We start from the raw sequence: 21,328 nt of genomic DNA, 5'->3' as shown, positions 1-21,328 counted from the left end.
CCTAGCGCCGCGGCAGCGCCAGTTCGCACCAGACCGTCTTGCCCGCGCGTGTCCGGCTGGTCCCCCACTCCTTCGCGAGCCCGCTGACGACGCGCAGACCGCGCCCGAACTCGTCCCCCGGGCCCGCACTGAGCAGCGTCGGCAGGGTCTGGTCGTCGTCCTCGACCTCGCACACCAGGACCCCGGAGCGGACCATGCGCAGGTCGATCCTGCTGCTGCGGGAGTGGCGCACGACGTTGGTGACGAGCTCGCTGACGACCAGCTCGGCGGTGTCGCTCACCCCCTCCAGGGACCAGCCCCGCAGCTGGGCGCGGACCATGTCGCGGGCCCTGCCCACCTCCGCGGGGTCGACGGCCAGCCGCCAGTGCGCGACGTTCTCGGCCGGGATTCCGTTGAGCCTGGCCATCAGGAGCGCCACGTCGTCCTTGCGGCCGCCGCGCGTGTTGAGGGCGCGGATGATCGTGTCGCAGGCGTCGTCCATGGAGGCGGCGGGGTGCGCGGCGGACTCGGTGAGCGTGGCGAGGCCGACGCCGATGTCCTCGCCGCGGACCTCGACGAGGCCGTCCGTGCACATCAGGAGCCGGTCGCCGGGCGCCACCCGCATCGTGACCGACTCGAAGGGCACACCGCCGACGCCGATGGGCGCGCCGGTGGGCAGGTCGAGGAGTTCGCTGCGGCCGTCCGCCGCGCGCACCAGGACGGGCGGGATGTGCCCCGCGTTGACGAGGTGCAGCTCACCGGCGATCGGGTCGTAGACCGCGTACAGGCAGGTCGCCAGGTAGTGCTCGCCAAGACGCTGGGCGAGGTCGTCGAGGTTGCGCAGGAGCTGCTCGGGCGGCAGGTCGAGGGCGGCCATGGTCTGCACGGCCGTGCGCAACTGGCCCATCATCGCAGCGGAGTTGAGGCCGTGGCCCATGACGTCGCCGACGACGAGCGCGGTCCTTGAGCCGGGCAGTTTCACGGAGTCGAACCAGTCGCCGCCCACCCGGCCGAGGAGTGTGCCGGGGAGGTAACGGGTGGCGATGTCGCAGCCGGCCATCCGGGGCTGGATGTGCGGCAGCATGCTGTCCTGGAGGGTGTCGGCGACGCTCTCCTGGTACGTGTACATGCGGGCGTTGTCGAGCACGAGACCCGCGCGGGCGGCCAGTTCGGCGCCGGTGACGCGGTCCATGTCGTTGAAGACGGGCCGCTCACGGTGGCGGAGCAGGATCATGAAGCCGAGCACCACGTTGCGCGCCTTGAGCGGGACGACGAGCATCGAGCGGTGGTTGATCAGCGGACGGATGTCGCGCTTCTCGAACTGGGAGGCGATGGCGTTGCCCATCTCCTCGGTGATGCGGGGCACGAGCACCGGGTCACCGGAGGTCATGCACTGGAAGAACGGCGTGTGGGCGGGGAACGGCATGGACTCGCCGACCGGCACCACGTCGTCCCAGCGGCCCGGTTCGTCGGTGTGCTCCACCGCGACCCGGTGCCACATCGTGGTCTCGTCCGGCGGGCCCTCGGGAAAGCCCTCACCGGCGACGACCTGCTCGCGCAGATAAGTGCCCGCGACGTCCGTGAAGCGCGGCACGACCGCCCTGCTGACCTCCAGGATGGTCCGCGACAGGTCGAGCGAGGAGCCGATCCGCCCGCTGACCTCGTTGAGGAATTCGAGGTGCTCGCGCACGGCCGCGTACTCGAGGTCCTCGACCTCGTCGTCCACGGTGTCGGGGGCCACCGGCACGCCGCGGGCGGCCGCCTGTGCGGCGCGCTGCCTGCGCTCCTTGCGTTCGGCGCGGCGGGCGACGCCCCAGTCCGGGGTGACGGGCACCCGGTCGTGGTGACTGAACTCCAGGACGGGATAGCCGAGTTCCAGCACCTGGGCGACGATGCGGGCACTTTCGCCCACGCTCATGCTCGGCAGGATCTCGGGGAGCCGGGCGGCGAGTTCGTCCGCGCCGGGGAAGTCCGTGTGCAGGGCGAAGCCGGGCGCGATGCGCTCGACCTGCACGTCCCGTTCGCTCCGTTCACTCCGTTCGTCCCGCCCGTTTCGCTCGTCCCGCCCGTTCCGTTCGGAGCGACCGTCCGGGCCGCTTCCGGGCTCGTCGGCCGCTGCGAGGCGCGCGGCGTCCGCCGCGAGCACGAGGAGCCGCTCGGATCCCGGCCCGACCAGGGGGTACGCCCACCAGAGCACGTCGACGCGGCAGTCGCCGCCGCTCCTCGATCCGGTGAGCCGCGCACGCCCGGCGGCGGGGTAGGAGATGCGCCGGTCGAGGGAGGTCTCCAGGTCGGGACCCAGCCCGTCGAACGCCCCGTAGGGCTCGCGGTCCTCGGGGATCGCGCCGTGCACCGGAAGCAGGTCGCCCACCGGACGGCCGACGGCCTCCTCTTTCTCGTACCCGAAGAGGCGGCGGGCACCGATGCTCCAGTGCGAGACGAGTCCGGTGCCGTCGACGACGACCACGGCGAGTGGGATGCGGCCGGACGCGGCACTCTGCGTCAGCGGCTCGTCCGGAGTGCCCTGTTCCATGGCCCATGCTCCTTCCCGCGGCAGCGCAAGATCTGAGCCGCCACCAACCACCGTACGGCGGGCGCAGGTTGCCGTGCCGGGCAATACGGGAATTGGCCCGGACCGTCCGGGGCACCGGCGCACGCCCCCACGGCGCGCCCCGCCGGTGCCCGCCCCCGAGCCCCGCCGCCGGAACCCCTCAGTCCTCGTGACCGAGCTGCAGGTCCCGCTCCGTGCGGCCGCCGCCCGCGACCTGCAGGACGGTGGCGACCGGCGGGTAACCCGCCGCGATCACGGTGTACTCGCCGGAGGACAGGTCGACGAAACGGAAGGTGCCGTCCACCTGAGTGGTCAGGGTGTCGACGACGTTGCCCGCCGCGTCGAGCAGGGTGACGCGCGCGTCCTCGACGGGCCGTCCGCCGCCCGCCCGCACGGTGCCGCGCAGCACCGCGCCGCCCGCGAGCTCGACGTCCTGCCGCGTCTCGCGCGAGGCCTGCACGGTGACGGGGAGCGCGGCGGGGCGGAACGCGGGGGCGCTCGCGGCCAGGGTGTACTCGCCCGCCACCAGCTCCGTGATGACGTAGCCGCCCTCGCGTCCGCTGCGGGTCGTGGCGACGACCTCGCCGCGGACGTCGGTGAGGGTGACGGCGGCGTCCCTGACCGGCGTGCCGTCGGCGGTCACCACGGTCCCCGCGAGGCGCCCCGCCCCGCCGAGGACCACGTCGAGCTCGACGGGCCGCTCCCCGACGGTGACAGTGACGGCCTGCGGCTGGTGCCCGCCTGCGGCCGCGATCAGGACGAACGACCCGGTGCCGGGCGTCGCGAGGGCGTACCGCCCGTCGTCGCCGCTCGCGCCGCGCCCGATCTGCCGTCCCGCCACGTCGATGAGGGTGAGGGCCGCGCGCGGCACCACGGTGCCGTCGGGGTGCTGCACGGTGCCGCAGACCGGGACCCCGGCGGTGTACGTCGTCGTGCGGGCGTGCGGGACGGCGCCGACGGCCCCGGCTTCGGCGGCGGGTGCGTGGGTGGAGGGTGCGCTGGACAACAGGGGGGTCTCCTTGAGGAAGAAGGCGAGCAGCATGCCGAGGACGAGCACCGGCACCAAGTAGAGGAAGATCCGCGGCATGGCGTCCGCGTAGGCCTGGATGTAGCCGTCGCGCAGCGGCGCGGGCAGCGCGTGGACGAGCTGCGGGGTGATGGACTCGGCGTCGGGCACCGCCTGGCCGGAGCCGGCGGGGAGCCGGTCCGCGAGCGCGTCGGCGAGCCGGTTCGCGAAGAGGGTGCCGAAGATCGCGGCGCCCACGCTGCCACCGATCTGCCGGAAGTAGTTGTTGGCGCTGGTGGCGGTGCCGAGGTCGGCGGGGCGTACCGCGTTCTGCACGGCGAGCACCAGGACCGGCATGACCAGGCCGATGCCCGCGCCGAGCACCGCCATCCAGATGCTGTACTCGAGCCGGGATGTGTCGACTTCGAGGCGCGAGAGGAGCCACATGCCGATGACGGAGAGGACCCCGCCGACGATCGGGTAGATCTTGTAGCGGCCCGTGTGGCTGATGAGCTGCCCGGAGACGATCGACGCGCCGACGATGCCGCCCATCATCGGCAGCATGAGGAGGCCGGACTCGGTGGCGCTCGCGCCGTCGACCATCTGGAGGAAGGTCGGCAGGTAACTGGCCGCTCCGAAGAGGGCGATTCCGACGACCATGCCTACAAGACCGGTGATGTTGAAGACCGGATCACGGAACAGGCGCAGCGGAATGATCGGTTCTGCCGCGAACTTCTCGGCGACGAGGAAGAGCGCGCTCGCCACGACCGCTCCGGCACCGAGCCCCAGGATCACGCGGTCACCCCACGCGTACTCGGTCCCGCCCCAACTGGTCAGCAGGACCAGGCAGGTGGAGGCGGCGGCGAGCAACAGCGCGCCGAGGACGTCGATCCGCGCCCGCGCGGTGGGCTTGGGCAGCTTCAGGACGAGCGAGACGACGAGGAGGGTGACGAGCCCGAAGGGCACGTTGAAGTAGAAGCACCAGCGCCAGGAGGCGTGGTCGGTGAAGAAGCCGCCGAGCAGGGGGCCCGCGACCGAGGCGAGGCCGAACGCGGCGCCGATCAGGCCCATGTAGCGGCCGCGCTGCCGGGGCGGCACGATGTCCGCGATGATCGCCTGCACGCCGATCATGAGGCCGCCCGCGCCGACGCCCTGAAGGGCGCGGAAGGCGATCAGCTGCTCCATCGACCGTGACCAGCCGGCGAGCGCCGAGCCGATGACGAAGACGACGATCGCGAACTGGAAGACGCCCTTGCGTCCGAAGAGGTCGCCGAGCTTGCCGTAGATGGGCAGGCCGATGGTGGAGGTGAGCAGGTAGGCGGTGATCGCCCAGGACATCTTGTCGAGGCCGTGCAGCTCACCGACGATCTTCGGGAGCGCGGTGGCGACGATCATCTGCTCCAGCGCGGCGAGGAGCAGCGCGAGCATCAGCCCGACGAACACCATCCGGACGCGGCCGGGACTGAGGTGTTCGGCGGCCGGTTCGTGCGGCGCGGGTGGTGGCCCGGGCGGATCCTCTCCCGCTGCCGGGCCGTCCGCCCGGCCGTCCGGCCCAGGCACTGGGTCCTGCTCGACCGCCTCATACTGCCGTTCGTCCTGCTCGGCGACCTGCACCAGCGTCGTCCCGCCCACGTACTGCTCCCCTCGTCGCGCTTGCGCCGCCCATTTCTCGCATTACGCGACAACTGGGAGCAAGCGCGACGAGTCGGCGTCACGTGGGGCCCCGCGGGCGTATGCGCCGGTCGGAGCCCTACGGCGTACAACGGAGCCGAACAGAAAACCACTCGAAACGGTGAGCGTGGCAACAACCCTTATGGCGTAGGCGGGAGTTGGCCGCCCGGCCTTCGGTCGCCCGCTCCGCCGCGGGAGCTACTTCTCGACCTCGGCGGCGAGGTTGGCGAGCACGGTGTCGTAGATCCGCCCGAGGCCCTTGGGCGCGAAGGTCTTCTCGAAGAAACCGCCGATGCCGCCCGCGCCGTTCCACACGGTGGTGACGACCACGCGGGACTTGCCCTCGCCCGCCGGGGTCACCGTCCAGGTCGTGACCATGGAGGAGTTGCGGTCCTTCTCGACGAGTTCGCCGTCGGTGGGCTCGCTGACCTCGAGGAGGCAGTCACGGATGCGCTTGCTGGTGGCCTGCAGCTTCCAGTGGACGAGGGTGCCCTCCCCGTCGCCGCCCTCGCGCACCTCGTACTCGCTGAAGTGCTCCGAAAGGAGCTTCTCCCGCGTGCCGTTGTAGTCGGCCAGCGCGTCGAAGACATCGTCCGGCTGTGCCGTGATGATCCGCTCGGTGACCGCCTCGACCTGCGCCATTGCACTTCCTCCAGCAGTTGTGACTCGGGTGCTTCGCGGAAAGCCAACCACCCGCCGCACCGGCCTCCCAAATCGGGTCCCCTGCAACGGGCGTGATCAGCCCGGCAGGAGCCGCAGGGAGACCCACAGTGCGAGGGTGGACAGGACCAGGGCGGCGGGGGTGGTGAGGAGTCCGAGGCGGGTGAACCGCGCGAGGCTGACGTCGTGTTCGTGCTGGTGGGCGATGCGGCGCCACAGCAGCGTGGCGAGCGATCCGGCGTAGGTGAGGTTGGGTCCGATGTTCACGCCGATGAGCACGGCGAGCACGGCTCCGGGGCCGGCCGGGGCGGCCAGCGGGACCAGGGCGAGGACGGCGGGCAGGTTGTTGATCAGGTTGGCGAGCAGCGCGGCGACGGCGGCGGTGCCGAGCAGCGCGGGCAGCGCGGTGCCGTCCGGCAGGACCCGACCGAGGGCGTCGCCGAGACCGTTGTCCACGACGGCCCTGACGACGATGCCGAGGGCGAGGACGAAGGCCAGGAACGGCAGCGAGGCCGCGCGCAGGATCGCCACGGGTGTCGTACGACGGCGCAGCAGGGCCCGTACCGCGAGGACGGCCGCACCGGCCGCGGCCGACCAGGCGGGTTCGACGCCGAGGGCGGAGGCGGCGGCGAATCCGGCGAGGGTGGCCGCGACGGTCGCCAGCGCGAACCGTGGCATCCGCGGTGGTTCCGCGGGCTCGGTGCCTTCGGCGGGCGCGTCGAGGTCGGCGGCGAAGAACCGTCGGAAGACGGCGTACTCGACCGCGATGGCGACCAGCCAGGGCAGCGTCATGAGCAGCGCGAAGCGCGTGAAGCTCAGGCCGGTCGCGGTGAAGGCGAGGAGGTTCGTCAGGTTCGAGACGGGCAGCAGGAGCGACGCGGTGTTGGACAGGTGGGCGCTCGCGTAGACGTGCGGCGCGGGGCGGGCGCCCATGCGGGCGGCGGTGGCGAAGACGACCGGCGTCAGGAGGACCACGGTGGCGTCCAGGCTGAGGGTCGCGGTGATCAGCGAGGCGAGGGCGAAGACGGCGCCGAGCAGCTTGCGGGGCCGCCCCGCGGCCCGGCGCGCCATCCAGCTGCCGCAGGCGCGGAAGAGCCCTTCGTCGGCGCAGAGCTTGGCGAGGACGAGGACGCCCGCGAGGAATCCGATGACGGGTCCGAGCCGGGCGGCCTCCTCCCGTACGTCGTCGAGCGGGATCGCCCCGGCCAGGATCACGACACCGGCGGCGGGCACGGCGAAGGCGGCCTCGGGCCAGCGGAAGGGGCGGACGACGGCGCAGACGAGGACGACGGCCAGGGCTGCGACGGACAGGGACTCGACGAGCATGCGTCCGATCATCCATCGCGCGGTCGGCAGATCCGACGGCGGACCTGCCGGAAGGGCCCGGCGGCGGACCGCGGGAAGGGCCCGACGGCGGCGGTCCGCGCGGCCGCCGGGCCCGGGATCCGCTACTTCCGGGACGGTGCGGGCTCCGGCGCGTCCGTGCGGTAGAGGGCCGTCGCCCCGTCACTGCTCCAGCGGTGCAGGCCCGCCTTCTCCAGGACGCGGACGGAGGCCTCGTTGCCGAGTTCCACCTCGGCGTACGCCACGGTGACCTCCGGCGAGGTCAGGGCGTGTGCGGTGAGGGCCCGTACTGCCTCGGGGGCGTAGCCGCGGCCGCGGCGCGAGGGCACGACTCCGTAGCCGAACTCGACCGCGCTCCCGCTCGGCGGCCAGAGCAGGCTGAGGGAGCCGACGACGGCGCCGCCCTCCCGCTCGACGATCAGCCGGTGGCCGTGCGCTCCGGGGTCCCGCGGCCCGTCGGCGATCTGCTCGGCGATGACGCTCGCGATGACGCGGTCCCCGTCGGCGGGGAAGTCCTCGGCCCAGTGGGCCGGACGCCGGCCCGCGAGGACGTCGGTGACCTCGTCGGCCGTCCAGGCCCGCAGGGTGAGGCGCTCGGTCGACAGGACGGCGGCGGTGGTGAGGGAAAGGGAAGAAGAAGACACGCGACTCTCCAGGTCGTTCTCGACGACCGGGTCGCTCAGGACGGCCTGTTCGTTCAGGCTCCCGCGACCCGGACAAGGGCATGCGGATGACGCGTACGGCGGGCCATATTCATCAACCTCCCTGGTCGCAGCGGCGTCGCGCGGGTCGCGCTTGACGGAACGCTATCAAACACGGGGTGCGGAGACGGGGGACACGGGACAGGGGTCGCACGATCAAGGGAACGTATGTTCTATTCTGTGGTCAGTGCTACCGAGGAGGCGTCATGCGCTGGGAGAACCTTTCCGACGGGCCGCGCCGTGGCACCGCGGATGCCGCGCTGTTCGGCGCGGACGCGGTGACGACGAGGGTGTTCGACACTCCAGAATTCAGGGGGATCACCTTCCACGAGATACGGGCGAGGTCGATCGTGAACCGCGTGCCGGGAGCGTCCCGCATGCCGTTCGAATGGACGGTCAACCCCTATCGGGGGTGCACGCACGCGTGCGTCTACTGTTTCGCGCGCAAGACGCACAGCTATCTGGACCTGGACACCGGCCTCGGCTTCGACAGCCAGATCGTCGTCAAGGTCAACGCCGCCGAACTGCTGCGGCGCCAGCTCGCCTCGCCGCGCTGGCACGGCGACCACATCGCCATGGGCACCAACGTGGACTGCTACCAGCGCGCGGAGGGCCGCTACCGGCTGATGCCGGGGATCATCGCGGCCCTGCGCGACCGCGGGAACCCGTTCTCCATCCTGACCAAGGGCACGCTGATCCTGCGCGACCTGGATCTGCTGCGGCAGGCCGCCGCGGTGACGGACGTCGGGATCTCCGTGTCCGTGGGCTTCACCGACGAGGAGCTGTGGCGCACGGTCGAGCCGGGCACCCCGGCGCCCGAGCGCCGCCTCGACGCCGTGCGCACCCTCACCGAACACGGCATCGGCTGCGGCGTCCTGATGGCGCCGGTCATCCCCTTCCTGGGCGACCATCCGGACCAGTTGCGCGCCACCGTGCGGGCCGTCGCCGCGTCGGGGGCGACGTCGGTGACGCCGCTGGTGCTGCATCTGCGGCCCGGGGCACGAGAGTGGTTCATGGAGTGGCTCGGCCGCCACCATCCGCACCTGGTGCGGCGGTACGAGCGGCTGTACGCGGAGGGTGCCTACGCCCCTAAGTGGTACCAGCGCCGCATCACCCGCCAAGTGCACGAACTGGCCGAGGAGTTCGGCATCGGTCCCACGCGCGCGGGCGCCGCCCGACGGATCCGGGTGCCCGAGGAGCCCGAGCCCGCCGCGGGACCCACTCAGCTCACCCTGCTCTGACCCGGCTTGCCCCGTTCGGGTTGTTCCCGGCCGGGACGGGCGCTGTTCAGGAGGGCGGTCCGGCAAGATGCGCCGGAGATCGCGGCCCCCGGGGCCCGAACCCGCCACTCTGGGAGGCCGGATGAAGAAGCGTGCCGTCGTACTCTGCTCGGTCGTCGCCGTCACGGCGACGCTGGCCACGGCGGTGCCGCCCGCCTCGGGAACCCCGGCGGAGCGCGGCCCGCTCGCCTGGAAGAAGTGCGCCACCAAGGCGTATCCGACGCTCCAGTGCGCGTCCCTGAAGGTGCCCCTCGACCACCAGGAGCCGCACGGACGGCAGATCACCCTCGCCCTGACCCGCGTCCCGCACACCGCCAGGACCTCCCAAGGACCGCTTCTGGTGAACCCCGGCGGCCCCGGCGGCAGCGGCCTTTCGATGGCGGGGTTCGTCGCGAAGTCGCTGCCCGAGAAGGCGGCCGCGCAGTACGACATCGTCGGCTTCGACCCGCGCGGAGTCGGCAGGAGCAGGCCCGCGCTCAACTGCAGGCCGGGCCACTTCGACCCCGTGCGCCCCGCCGCCGTCCCGGCCACGGCCGCCCTGGAGCGCGAGAATCTCGACAGGGCGCGGGCGTTCGCGAAGGCGTGCGGCAAGAAGTACGGCGACGTCCTGCCCTTCATCGACTCGGTGAGCGTGGTCCAGGACATGGACGCCATCCGCGCGGCACTCGGCGCGGGGCGCGTCAACTTCTTCGGCTACTCCTACGGCACGTACCTGGGCGCCCTCTACGGAAAGCTCTATCCGCACCGGGTGCGGCGCATGGCGCTCGACTCCCTCGTCGACCCGACGGGCATCTGGTACGACGCCAATCTCCGTCAGGACCGGGCCTTCGACGAACGCCACAAGGCGTTCATGGCCTGGATCGCCCGCCACGACGCGAACTACGGGCTCGGCAGGAACGCCCGGGGCGTCGAGGCCAAGTGGTACGCGATGCACGAGGCGCTCGCCGAGAAGCCCGCGGGCAAGAAGGTGGGCGCCGCCGAACTGGAGGACACCTTCCTGCCCGGCGCCTACTACAACGGCTACTGGCCCCGACTGGCCGAGGCGTTCGCCGCGTACGTGAACGACGGGAACGGCGAACCGCTCGTCGCGGCGTACGACAGGTTCGGGGCGCTCGACGCCGCGGGCGAGAACGGCTACAGCGTCTACAGCGCCGTGCAGTGCAGGGACGTGCAGTGGCCGCGCGACTGGCGGACGTGGCGCGAGGACAACGACCGGATGCACGCGCGGGCCCCGTTCTCGACCTGGAACAACGCCTGGTACAACGCGCCGTGCGCGTTCTGGCCGACGCACCACCTGAGCCAGCCAGACGTCGCCAACTCCGAGCTGCCGCCCGTCCTGCTCTTCCAGGGCACGGACGACCCGGCCACCCCGTACGCCGGAGCCGTCAACCTCCACCGCAAGCTGCGGGGCTCCCGCCTGGTGATCGAACAGGGCGGCGGCAACCACGGCGTCACCCTGAGCGGCAACAAGTGTCTCGACCGGCACCTGGCGGTGTACCTGACGACCGGCAAGGTGCCGACCGGCGACGGCGAGACCGACGCGGTGTGCGAGGCCCTGCCGGACCCGGAGCCGCAGACCCCGCGGAAGGCCGAGCCGAGGGCACTGTCACACCCGTGGTCCACGATGGGTGCATGAGCCGACGGCGCAGGCCCGGCAGGTCTTCGGCCGTGCGGTCCGCCCGGGACGCCTTCCTCGATCCCGGGCGGCTCCCCGCGGCCTCGGCGGTGCAGGTGGTGTCGCTGGTCCGGCCCGAGTTCCTGATGGAGGTAGAGGCGTTCGCGGTCGTGCCCGCGCAACCGGTGCCCCGGAGCCGCCCTCAGCCGACCCGGCCGTCGTCCTGCGGAAGCCGGGCCAGTGCCGCCGATGCCGCCGCCGCGAGGCGGGGGTGGCCGCGGGCGGCCGTCAGGACCGGCCTCGCGCGGGCGTCGCCCAGCGCTCCGAGACCCTCCACGCAGGCCAGCGCGATCTTGCCGAAGGGGTCGTGGGGCGCCAGTCTGCGCTGGAGCGTGGTGATCAGCGCGGGCGCCGACTCGGGGGCGCGCAGCTCGGTGAGCAGGCGCACGGGGTACAGGGCGTAGGCGACGCGGAGCTCGTTCGTCGCCAGGGCGGCCGCCGCGCGTGCCGTGCGCGGGTCGCCGAGGCGGGCGAGCGCGTGGGCCGCGGCGGCGCAGCGTGGTGGGTCCCGGTGGTTCAGGAGGAGGACGAGAGACTCGAAGGCCCTGCGGTCCCCTGCGACGCCGAGTCTGACCGCGGCCAACTCCCGGGCCCACAGGGGCTGCCCGGGCGAGACGAGCACCTCGGCGAGCTCGTCGGGTTCCTCGGCGGCGATCAGCCTCTCGTACTCCTTCGATCCGCCCGCCTCCGCCCGTAAGCGTTCCGTCACCGTCCGCAACTCCTCATCCATGGTCGCGAGCCTAAGCCTTACCGGTGGTCGCGATGTAGATCACAGACACGGGAAACCTCGCGGGCTGGCGCGCTCGTTACTCGCCGGTTAGTCTCACGTGAGCGGGGCACACTCCCCGTAGCAGTTCTTTTCTCGCGGTGGCCTGGTGACGCAGCCGCCGTGAGTGTCTGGTCGGTTCGGTACTTCAGGTACCTCAGTACGACGTGGCTCCGGGACAGAGCCGGTCGACTCCCCCTCACCGGGCGTGCCCTGCGCGCCGCCCGGACACGACACGCACCTTTTCCCGCTCGCCGTGCGGCCGTTGCCGTACCCGTGCGCGCCCCTCAGTCGTCACTCTCTTCCTGGAGTCCACGCATGGACGCTCCCTTGAACACCGTCGCCGTCATCGGTCTGGGCACGATGGGCACCGGCATCACCGAGGTCCTGGCCCGGGCGGGCCGCGAGGTCATCGGCATCGACATCTGCCAGGCCGCGGCCACCCGCGCCGTCGAGTCCCTGGAGGCCTCGACCGCCCGCGCCGTGCGCCGAGAGCGCCTCACCGAGGAGGAGCGCCGCGGCGTCCTGACCCGCTTCCGCGCCTTCACCGACCTGCGTGCCGCGGCCGACGCCGACCTGGTCATCGAGGTCGTGCCGGAGTCGTACGAGATCAAGCAGCAGGTCATCCGCGAGCTCGACGCCGTCGTGCGCCCCGGGACGATCATCGCGACCGGCACCAACGCGCTGTCCGTGACGCGTCTCGCCGCCGAATCGGCGCGCCCGGAGCGGGTGTTGGGCCTGCACTTCTTCAACCCGGCGCCCGCGATGAAGCTGGTCGAGGTGGTCTCGTCCGTGCTGACCGCGCCCGCCGCCGTCGCCGCGATCACCGACCTGGCGTACGCGCTCGGCAAGGAGCCCGTCGCGGTCGGCGACCGGCCGGGCTTCGTCGCCGACGGGCTGCTCTTCGGCTACCTGAACCAGGCCGCCGCGATGTACGAGGCGAAGTACGCGTCGCGCGAGGACATCGACGCGGCGATGCGGCTCGGCTGCGGTCTGCCGATGGGGCCGCTCGCGCTGCTCGACATGATCGGCGTGGACACCGCCCGCACGGTCCTTGACGCCATGTACGCCGAGTCGCAGGACCGTCTGCACGCGCCCGCGCCGATCCTCAAGCAGCTCAGCGAGGCGGGCCTCACCGGGCGCAAGGCGGGCCGCGGTTTCTACACGTACGCGGAAGCGGGCAGCGCGGAGGTGGTGCGCGACGCGCTGACCCCCGTGGAGGACGAGGAGCGGGCGCCGGGGCGCACGGTCCGCTCGGTCGGTGTCGCGGGCTCCGGGACGATGGCGTCGGGCATCGCGGAGGTCTTCGCCAAGGCGGGCTTCCCCGTGGTGCTCGCCGCGCGGACCGAGGAGAAGGCGGAGACCGCCAAGTCCCGCATCGGCAAGTCCCTCTCGCGCTCGGTGGACAAGGGAAGGATGACGGCGGAGGCGGCGGCGCGGACGCTGGAGCGGATCACGCCCGCGGGGTCGTACGAGGCCTTCGCGGACGTCGATCTGGCCCTGGAGGCCGTCGCGGAGGACCTGGAGATCAAGCGGCAGCTCTTCGCGACGCTCGACAAGGTCTGCAAGCCGGGCGCGATCCTGGCGACCACGACGTCCTCGCTGCCGGTCGTCGCCTGCGCCCGCGCCACCTCGCGGCCGCGTGACGTGATCGGCATGCACTTCTTCAACCCGGCCCCGGCCATGAAGCTGGTCGAGGTGGTCCGCACGGTGGTGACCGCGGACGACGTGCGGGCCACGGTCCGCGAGATCTGCACGAAGATCCGCAAGCACCCGGTGGACTGCGGCGACCGCGCCGGCTTCATCGTGAACGCGCTGCTGTTCCCGTACCTCAACAACGCGATCAAGATGGTCGAGGAGCACTACGCGTCGCTGGACGACATCGACGCCGCGATGAAGCTCGGCGGCGGCTACCCGATGGGCCCCTTCGAGCTCCTGGACGTCGTCGGCCTGGACGTGTCGCTGGCCATCGAGAAGGTCCTGCACCGCGAGTTCCGCGACCCGGGCCTGGCCCCGGCGCCGCTGCTCGAACACCTGGTGGCCGCGGGCTGCCTCGGCCGCAAGACGGGCCGTGGCTTCCGCGAATATGCGCGGCGCTGAGCAGGCCGAGGAGCGACCGGGGGAACGGACGGACTGGGGCGGGCTGCTCGAACCCTCGGGCAGCCCCGTCCCTCAGGAGCACCGTGGCGCGCATATGCAGTACGTTCATGGCATGTCCAAGGCCGCCAAGTCCTCACGCAACGCAACCCCCGACGCTCCGGAGAGTGCCGCGGGCAGCCGCGCCGCCGCCCAACGGCTCAAGATGCGCAGGGAGCTGGCGGCCGCTGCCATGGAGCTCTTCGCGTCCAAGGGGTACGAGGCGACGACGGTCGACGAGATCGCCGCCGCCGCGGGTGTCGCCCGCCGGACCTTCTTCCGGCACTTCCGCTCCAAGGAAGAGGCGATCTTCCCCGACCACGACGACACCCTGATCCGCGCGGAGGCCGTCCTCAACGCGGCCCCGCCGCACGAGCACCCGCTGGACACGGTGTGCCGGGGCATCAAGGAAGTCATGAAGATGTACGCGGCGTCGCCCGCGGTCTCCGTGGAGCGCTACCGCCTCACCCGTGAGGTGCCCACGCTCCGTGAGCGCGAGATCGCCTCGGTGGCCCGCTACGAGCGGCTGTTCACGCGCTATCTGCTGGGCCACTTCGACGAGCAGGCGCACCACGACGGCAACGACGATCCGCTGCTCGCCGAGGTCGCCGCGTCCGCTGTCGTGACCGCCCACAACCACGTCCTGCGGCGGTGGCTGCGGGCGGGCGGCCAGGGCGACGTGGAGACCCAGCTGGACCACGCGTTCGCGATCGTGCGGCGCACCTTCGGCACGGGGATCGGCGCGGGCCGCGACACGCTGCCGGCCACCGCGCCCGCGACGGTGTCCGACCAGGGCGAGGTGCTGGTCGCCGTGGCGCGTACTGACGCTCCGCTGGACGAGGTCATGCGGACCATCGAGAAGGCGCTCAGGGAGCGTTCCTAGGAGACTCCAAGGGGGTCCCCGACGGGTTCGTTCGGGTGTTCCTAGGCAGGATTTGATCCGCCTTCATGCTTGGCTTAGAAGGGGGCGCTACCGTTCGGTAGCGCCCCCTTCGTCATGTCCGGCACCCCCTCTGACCTGCGGTGATCGATCATCGGTCAAAAATTAATGGCACCCAGTGTCTTGTCCGTTGGCACGCGGTGCCATACGTTGATGTTGTCCGGGCGGCCGGCGTGCAGAGATCTCGCGCACGTCGGCTGTCCCCTCAGGCCACGGCTTGCGCGCCCGGACGCCTGCGTCACAGGCACCTCCCGCGCCACACCAAGGCGCTGCCGAGCACCACCCTTCGCCGAACCGACGGCACACCCCTCCAGAGCATCGCAACAAACCCCGACGTATCCCCCTCGAAGAGCGCCCCCTCAGCGCTACCGCCGGAGGTAAACCGTGAAGGAAATCCTGGACGCGATTCAGGCACAGACCGCGACCGCGAGTGGCTCGGCCACGGTCACATCCGCAGATTTCGCCGCTCTCCCGCTGCCCGACTCGTACCGCGCGATCACCGTGCACAAGGACGACGCGGAGATGTTCGCGGGCCTCGAGACCCGCGACAAGGACCCCCGCAAGTCGCTCCACCTGGACGACGTGCCGATCCCCGAACTCGGCCCCGGAGAGGCCCTGGTGGCCGTCATGGCCTCCTCGGTCAACTACAACTCGGTGTGGACCTCGATCTTCGAGCCGCTGTCGACCTTCAGCTTCCTGGAGCGCTACGGCAGGCTCAGCGAGCTCACCAAGCGCCACGACCTGCCCTACCACGTCATCGGATCCGACCTCGCGGGCGTCGTCCTGCGCACCGGTCCCGGCGTGAACGCGTGGAACCCGGGCGACGAGGTCGTCGCGCACTGTCTGAGCGTCGAGCTGGAGTCGTCCGACGGCCACAACGACACGATGCTCGACCCCGAGCAGCGCATCTGGGGCTTCGAGACCAACTTCGGCGGCCTCGCCGAGATCGCGCTGGTCAAGTCCAACCAGCTGATGCCCAAGCCGGGCCACCTCAGCTGGGAGGAGGCCGCTTCCCCCGGCCTGGTGAACTCCACCGCGTACCGCCAGCTGGTCTCCGGCAACGGCGCGGGCATGAAGCAGGGCGACAACGTCCTGATCTGGGGCGCGAGCGGCGGACTCGGCAGCTACGCCACGCAGTTCGCGCTCGCCGGCGGCGCCAACCCCATCTGCGTGGTGAGCAGCCCGCAGAAGGCGGAGATCTGCCGCGCCATGGGCGCCGACGCGATCATCGACCGCAACGCCGAGGGCTACAAGTTCTGGAAGGACGAGCACACCCAGGACCCCAAGGAGTGGAAGCGCTTCGGCAAGCGCATCCGCGAGCTCACCGGCGGCGAGGACATCGACATCGTCTTCGAGCACCCCGGCCGCGAGACCTTCGGTGCGAGTGTCTACGTCACCCGCAAGGGCGGCACCATCACCACCTGCGCGTCGACCTCGGGCTACATGCACGAGTACGACAACCGCTACCTGTGGATGTCCCTCAAGCGCATCATCGGCTCGCACTTCGCGAACTACCGCGAGGCCTGGGAGGCCAACCGCCTGATCGCCAAGGGCAAGATCCACCCGACCCTCTCGAAGGTCTACTCCCTGGAGGAGACCGGCCAGGCCGCCTACGACGTCCACCGCAACCTCCACCAGGGCAAGGTCGGCGTCCTCGCCCTCGCGCCCGAGGAGGGCCTGGGAGTGCGTGACCCGGAGATGCGCGCCGAGCACATCGACGCGATCAACCGTTTCCGCAACGTCTGAACGCACTGAGGAGCAGCGCAAGATGACAGAGCGTCAGAAGGACCGGCCGTGGCTCATGCGGACGTACGCCGGTCACTCCACGGCGGAGGCGTCCAACGAGTTGTACCGGCGCAACCTCACCAAGGGGCAGACGGGCCTCTCGGTCGCGTTCGACCTGCCCACGCAGACCGGCTACGACCCCGACCACATCCTCGCCCGCGGCGAGGTCGGCCGGGTCGGTGTGCCCGTCTCGCACCTCGGCGACATGCGACGGCTGTTCCAGGACATCCCCCTGGAGCAGATGAACACCTCGATGACGATCAACGCCACCGCCATGTGGCTCCTGGCGCTCTACCAGGTGGTCGCGGAGGAGCAGGGTGCGGACATCACCAAGCTCCAGGGGACGACACAGAACGACATCGTCAAGGAGTACCTCTCGCGCGGGACACACGTCTTCCCGCCGGGTCCCTCCCTGCGCCTCACCACCGACATGATCACGTACACGGTGGCGCGGATCCCCAAGTGGAATCCGATCAACATCTGCAGCTACCACCTCCAGGAGGCGGGGGCCACACCGGTCCAGGAGATCGCGTACGCGATGTCCACCGCCATCGCGGTTCTCGATGCCGTACGCGACTCCGGGCAGGTCCCCGAGGAGAAGTTCGGGGACGTCGTGGCCCGCATCTCCTTCTTTGTGAACGCCGGAGTCCGGTTCATCGAGGAGATGTGCAAGATGCGGGCGTTCGGGCGGATCTGGGAACAGGTCACGCGCGAGCGATACGGCATCGAGAACCCGAAACAGCGCCGGTTCCGCTACGGCGTGCAGGTCAACTCCCTCGGTCTGACCGAGGCCCAGCCGGAGAACAACGTCCAGCGCATCGTCCTGGAGATGCTGGCCGTCACGCTCTCCAAGGACGCACGCGCGCGTGCCGTGCAGCTGCCCGCCTGGAACGAGGCGCTGGGGCTCCCCCGGCCCTGGGACCAGCAGTGGTCGCTGCGCATCCAGCAGGTCCTCGCGCACGAGAGCGACCTGCTCGAGTACGAGGACATCTTCGCGGGCTCGCACGTCGTCGAGGCCAAGGTGGCCTCGCTCGTCGAGGACTCCCTCGCCGAGATGGACCGCATCGAGAAGATGGGCGGCGCGATGGCCGCCGTCGAGTCCGGCTACCTCAAGTCGCAGCTCGTCTCCTCGCACGCGGAGCGCCGCGCCCGCATCGAGTCCGGCCAGGAGAAGATCGTCGGCGTGAACTCCTACGAGTCCACGGAGCCGAGCCCGCTCACCTCGGACCTGGACGCGGCGATCATGACGGTCGACCCGGCGGTCGAGTCCCGCGTGGTGGGCGCCCTCAAGCAGTGGCGCGACACCCGCTACCAGCCGCCGTTCAACCACCCCCGCCCCTGCAAGGCCCTGGAGCGGCTCAAGGAGGTGGCGGCCGGCACGGGCAACCTCATGGAGGCCACCCTGGAGTGCGCACGCGCCGGTGTGACGACCGGGGAGTGGGCCGGGGCCCTCCGGGAGGTCTTCGGGGAGTTCCGGGCTCCTACGGGCGTCTCCAGCGCCCCTGTGGCCGTCACGGCCGAAGAGGGCACGCCGCTCGCCCTCGTCCGCGAGAAGGTCGCGCGGACCGCCGAGGACCTCGGCGGCGGCCGCCTCCGCTTCCTGGTCGGCAAGCCGGGTCTCGACGGGCACTCCAACGGCGCCGAGCAGATCGCGGTGCGCGCGCGGGACGCCGGCTTCGAAGTGGTCTACCAGGGCATCCGCCTCACGCCCGAGCAGATCGTCGACGCGGCGCTCGCCGAGGACGTGCACGCGGTCGGCCTCTCGATCCTCTCCGGCTCGCACGCGGAGCTCGTCCCCGACGTGCTCGAGCGGCTCCGCAAGGCCGGCGCCAACGACATCCCCGTCATCGCCGGGGGCATCATCCCCAACAGCGACGCCGAGGACCTGAAGGCGGCGGGTGTGGCCGCCGTCTTCACCCCCAAGGACTTCGGCATCACCGAGATCATCGGCCGTATCGTCGACGAGATCCGGAAAGCGAACAACCTCGACCCCCTGGAGGTCCCCGCATGACTGCGCCCACCGCGCCCATCAACCGCCTGCGTCCGCGCCGCTCCTGTCTGGCGGTCCCGGGGTCGAACCCCCGCTTCCTGGAGAAGGCCCAGGGCCTCCCCGCCGACCAGGTCTTCCTCGACCTGGAGGACGCCTGCGCGCCGCTCGCCAAGCCCGAGGCGCGGCACACCATCGTCAAGTTCCTCAACGAGGGCGACTGGACGGGCAAGACGCGGGTGGTGCGCGTCAACGACTGGACGACCGAGTGGACGTACCGCGACGTCGTGACCGTCGTCGAGGGCGCGGGCCAGAACCTCGACTGCATCATGCTGCCGAAGGTGCAGACGGCCGAGCAGGTCGTCGCGCTCGACCTGCTCCTCACCCAGATCGAGAAGACGATGGGCTTCGAGGTCGGCAAGATCGGCATCGAGGCGCAGATCGAGAACGCGCAGGGCCTCAACAACGTCAACGCGATCGCCGAGGCCTCCCAGCGCGTCGAGACCATCATCTTCGGCCCGGCCGACTTCATGGCGTCCATCAACATGAAGTCCCTGGTCGTCGGCGAGCAGCCGCCCGGCTACCCGGCGGACGCCTACCACTTCATCCTGATGAAGATCCTGATGGCCGCCCGCGCCAACAACCTCCAGGCGATCGACGGCCCCTACCTGCAGATCAAGAACGTCGACGGCTACCGCGAGGTCGCGAACCGCGCCGCGGCGCTCGGCTTCGACGGCAAGTGGGTCCTGCACCCCGGCCAGGTGGACGCCGCCAACGAGGTCTTCTCGCCCTCGCAGGACGACTTCGACCACGCCGAGCTGATCCTGGACGCGTACGAGTACTACACGTCCGAGGCGGGCGGCAAGAAGGGCTCGGCGATGCTCGGCGACGAGATGATCGACGAGGCCAGCCGGAAGATGGCCCTTGTCATCTCCGGGAAGGGCCGTGCGGCCGGAATGACCCGCACGTCCAAGTTCGAGGCCCCGGAGGCGTAAGACACATGCAGTTCGGCCGCACCTACGAAGAGTTCGAAGTCGGCGCCGTGTACAAGCACTGGCCCGGGAAGACGGTCACCGAGTACGACGACCACCTCTTCTGCCTGCTCACCATGAACCACCACCCCCTCCACATGGACACGAACTATGCGGAGCGGACGACGGACTTCGGGAAGAACGTCGTCGTGGGCAACTACATCTACTCGCTGCTCCTCGGCATGTCCGTGCCCGACGTCTCCGGCAAGGCCATCGCCAACCTGGAGGTCGAGTCGCTCAAGCACGTGGCGCCGACCTTCCACGGCGACACGGTCTACGGCGAGACGACGGTCCTCGACAAGACGCCGTCGAGGTCCAAGAGCGACCGCGGGATCGTCTACGTGGAGACCAGGGGCTACAAGCAGGACGGCACGCTGGTCTGCGTGTTCCGCCGCAAGGTGATGGTGCCCACCGAGACGTACATCAAGGAGCGCGGCGGCGAGCAGCCCGGCCGCCCGGAGCTCAACGCCCCGTCGAAGAACGCGGAGAAGTGAACCCATGAGCCGACTCGCGCAGACCGCCGGTCTCACCGACATCCAGCAGGAGATCCTGGCCACCGTCAGGGACTTCGTCGACAAGGAGATCATCCCTGTCGCGACCGAACTCGAGCACCGTGACGAGTACCCGCAGCAGATCGTCGACGGCCTCAAGGAGTTGGGGCTCTTCGGGCTCATGATCCCGGAGGAGTACGGCGGTCTGGGCGAGTCGCTGCTCACGTACGCGCTGTGCGTCGAGGAGATCGCGCGTGGCTGGATGTCGGTCTCCGGCATCATCAACACCCACTTCATCGTTGCTTACATGCTCAAGCAGCACGGCACGCAGGAGCAGAAGGAGACCTTCCTGCCGCGCATGGCGGCCGGCGAGGTGCGGGGCGCGTTCTCGATGTCGGAGCCGGGGCTCGGCTCCGATGTGTCGGCGATCACGTCCAAGGGCGTGAAGGACGGCGACGAGTACGTTCTGAACGGCCAGAAGATGTGGCTCACGAACGGCGGAACGTCGACTCTGGTGGCCGTCCTGTGCCGGAGTGATGAAGGACACCCGGAGGGCACGGCGCCCCACAAGTCGATGACGACCTTCCTCGTGGAGAAGGAGCCCGGCTTCGGAGAGGTCCGGCCCGGCCTCACCATCCCCGGGAAGATCGACAAGATGGGCTACAAGGGCGTCGACACGACCGAACTCATCATGGACGGACTGCGAATTCCGGCCAATCGTGTGCTCGGCGGGGTCACCGGCCGAGGGTTTTACCAAATGATGGACGGCGTCGAGGTCGGACGCGTCAATGTCGCAGCTCGTGGCTGTGGAGTCGCTCAGCGTGCCTTCGAACTGGGTGTCTCTTATGCCCAGCAACGTCACACTTTCGGCAAGGCGATCGCCCAGCACCAGGCCATTCAGTTCAAGCTGGCCGAGATGGCTACCAAGGTCGAGGCCGCCCATGCGATGATGGTGAACGCAGCGCGCAAAAAGGACTCCGGGGAGCGAAACGACCTCGAAGCAGGGATGGCGAAGTACCTCGCCTCCGAGTACTGCAAGGAAGTCGTGGAGGACGCGTTCCGGATCCATGGTGGATACGGCTTCTCGAAGGAGTACGAGATCGAGCGCCTCTACAGGGAGGCACCCATGCTGCTGATCGGTGAAGGTACCGCCGAGATCCAGAAAATGATCATTGGCCGACGGCTACTCGAAGAGTATCGATTCCAGGGCTAGATGCCCGGTTTGGGCCATTTTCGCCGAGAAAAAGATCACACCCTGTCAACACTCTTCAGCCGCGGACTCGGCTTCCTGGCTTGCCCAGTTGTGGCTCGCAACCGATAACATC

General features: G+C 70.5%; 15 protein-coding genes. 9 read left to right on the top strand and 6 right to left on the bottom strand.

Features of this window, described 5'->3' with window-relative positions; genetic code table 11:
• Position 1 precedes the first annotated feature (1 nt).
• The 5 genes from NOO62_RS33040 to NOO62_RS33020 form a co-directional block, all read right to left on the bottom strand.
• On the bottom strand, positions 2 to 2,512 hold the full coding sequence (locus tag NOO62_RS33040; RefSeq protein WP_268774460.1) for a SpoIIE family protein phosphatase: 2,511 nt from the start codon (positions 2,510 to 2,512) through the stop codon (positions 2 to 4).
• A 178-nt stretch (positions 2,513 to 2,690) separates the two neighbouring features.
• A complete protein-coding gene (locus NOO62_RS33035) occupies positions 2,691 to 5,168 on the bottom strand; it encodes an MFS transporter (RefSeq protein ID WP_414930927.1) in 2,478 nt (825 codons plus the stop codon).
• 237 nt (positions 5,169 to 5,405) lie between these two features.
• Positions 5,406 to 5,849 (bottom strand): SRPBCC family protein, encoded by a 444-nt coding sequence (locus tag NOO62_RS33030; protein ID WP_268774459.1) that lies wholly within the window; start codon positions 5,847 to 5,849, stop codon positions 5,406 to 5,408.
• 96 nt (positions 5,850 to 5,945) lie between these two features.
• Entirely contained in the window at positions 5,946 to 7,193 is a 1,248-nt protein-coding gene (locus NOO62_RS33025) for an arsenic transporter (protein ID WP_268774458.1), read from the bottom strand.
• A gap of 122 nt (positions 7,194 to 7,315) precedes the next feature.
• The gene (locus NOO62_RS33020; RefSeq protein WP_268774457.1) at positions 7,316 to 7,855 is read right to left on the bottom strand and encodes a GNAT family N-acetyltransferase; all 540 of its coding nucleotides are present in this window, start codon (positions 7,853 to 7,855) and stop codon (positions 7,316 to 7,318) included.
• Between the two features lie 263 nt (positions 7,856 to 8,118).
• On the opposite strand from NOO62_RS33020, the gene NOO62_RS33015 reads away from it, so the two are divergent.
• Entirely contained in the window at positions 8,119 to 9,153 is a 1,035-nt protein-coding gene (locus tag NOO62_RS33015; RefSeq protein WP_268774456.1) for an Rv2578c family radical SAM protein, read from the top strand.
• 121 nt (positions 9,154 to 9,274) lie between these two features.
• The gene (locus NOO62_RS33010; RefSeq protein WP_268774455.1) at positions 9,275 to 10,828 is read left to right on the top strand and encodes an alpha/beta hydrolase; all 1,554 of its coding nucleotides are present in this window, start codon (positions 9,275 to 9,277) and stop codon (positions 10,826 to 10,828) included.
• Positions 10,829 to 11,009: 181 nt separating this feature from the next.
• On the opposite strand, the gene NOO62_RS33000 is transcribed toward NOO62_RS33010, so the two are convergent.
• The gene (locus NOO62_RS33000) at positions 11,010 to 11,597 is read right to left on the bottom strand and encodes an adenylosuccinate lyase (protein ID WP_268774454.1); all 588 of its coding nucleotides are present in this window, start codon (positions 11,595 to 11,597) and stop codon (positions 11,010 to 11,012) included.
• A gap of 354 nt (positions 11,598 to 11,951) precedes the next feature.
• On the opposite strand from NOO62_RS33000, the gene NOO62_RS32995 reads away from it, so the two are divergent.
• The 7 genes from NOO62_RS32995 to NOO62_RS32965 all read left to right on the top strand — a co-directional run bounded on the left by NOO62_RS32995 (position 11,952) and on the right by NOO62_RS32965 (position 21,216).
• Positions 11,952 to 13,733 (top strand): 3-hydroxyacyl-CoA dehydrogenase family protein, encoded by a 1,782-nt coding sequence (locus tag NOO62_RS32995; RefSeq protein ID WP_268774453.1) that lies wholly within the window; start codon positions 11,952 to 11,954, stop codon positions 13,731 to 13,733.
• Positions 13,734 to 13,845: 112 nt separating this feature from the next.
• Positions 13,846 to 14,652 (top strand): TetR family transcriptional regulator, encoded by an 807-nt coding sequence (locus tag NOO62_RS32990; RefSeq protein ID WP_268774452.1) that lies wholly within the window; start codon positions 13,846 to 13,848, stop codon positions 14,650 to 14,652.
• Positions 14,653 to 15,093: 441 nt separating this feature from the next.
• Positions 15,094 to 16,455 carry a crotonyl-CoA carboxylase/reductase gene (ccrA, locus tag NOO62_RS32985; protein WP_414930926.1) on the top strand — a complete coding sequence of 454 codons (1,362 nt, stop codon included), beginning with the start codon at positions 15,094 to 15,096 and terminating at the stop codon, positions 16,453 to 16,455.
• A gap of 22 nt (positions 16,456 to 16,477) precedes the next feature.
• Positions 16,478 to 18,505 carry a protein meaA gene (locus NOO62_RS32980; RefSeq protein WP_268774451.1) on the top strand — a complete coding sequence of 676 codons (2,028 nt, stop codon included), beginning with the start codon at positions 16,478 to 16,480 and terminating at the stop codon, positions 18,503 to 18,505.
• On the top strand, positions 18,502 to 19,476 hold the full coding sequence (locus tag NOO62_RS32975) for an HpcH/HpaI aldolase/citrate lyase family protein (RefSeq protein WP_268774450.1): 975 nt from the start codon (positions 18,502 to 18,504) through the stop codon (positions 19,474 to 19,476). Before NOO62_RS32980 ends, NOO62_RS32975 begins: the two co-directional genes overlap by 4 nt.
• 5 nt (positions 19,477 to 19,481) lie before the next feature.
• Entirely contained in the window at positions 19,482 to 20,006 is a 525-nt protein-coding gene (locus NOO62_RS32970) for a MaoC family dehydratase (protein WP_268774449.1), read from the top strand.
• 4 nt (positions 20,007 to 20,010) lie between these two features.
• On the top strand, positions 20,011 to 21,216 hold the full coding sequence (locus tag NOO62_RS32965; RefSeq protein ID WP_268774448.1) for an acyl-CoA dehydrogenase family protein: 1,206 nt from the start codon (positions 20,011 to 20,013) through the stop codon (positions 21,214 to 21,216).
• The last annotated feature ends 112 nt before the right edge of the window (positions 21,217 to 21,328 follow it).

The organism is Streptomyces sp. Je 1-369, assembly GCF_026810505.1.
Lineage (GTDB): Bacteria > Actinomycetota > Actinomycetes > Streptomycetales > Streptomycetaceae > Streptomyces.
Note: the sequence above shows the minus strand (reverse complement) of the source record. Positions and strands in the feature narration are given on the sequence as shown.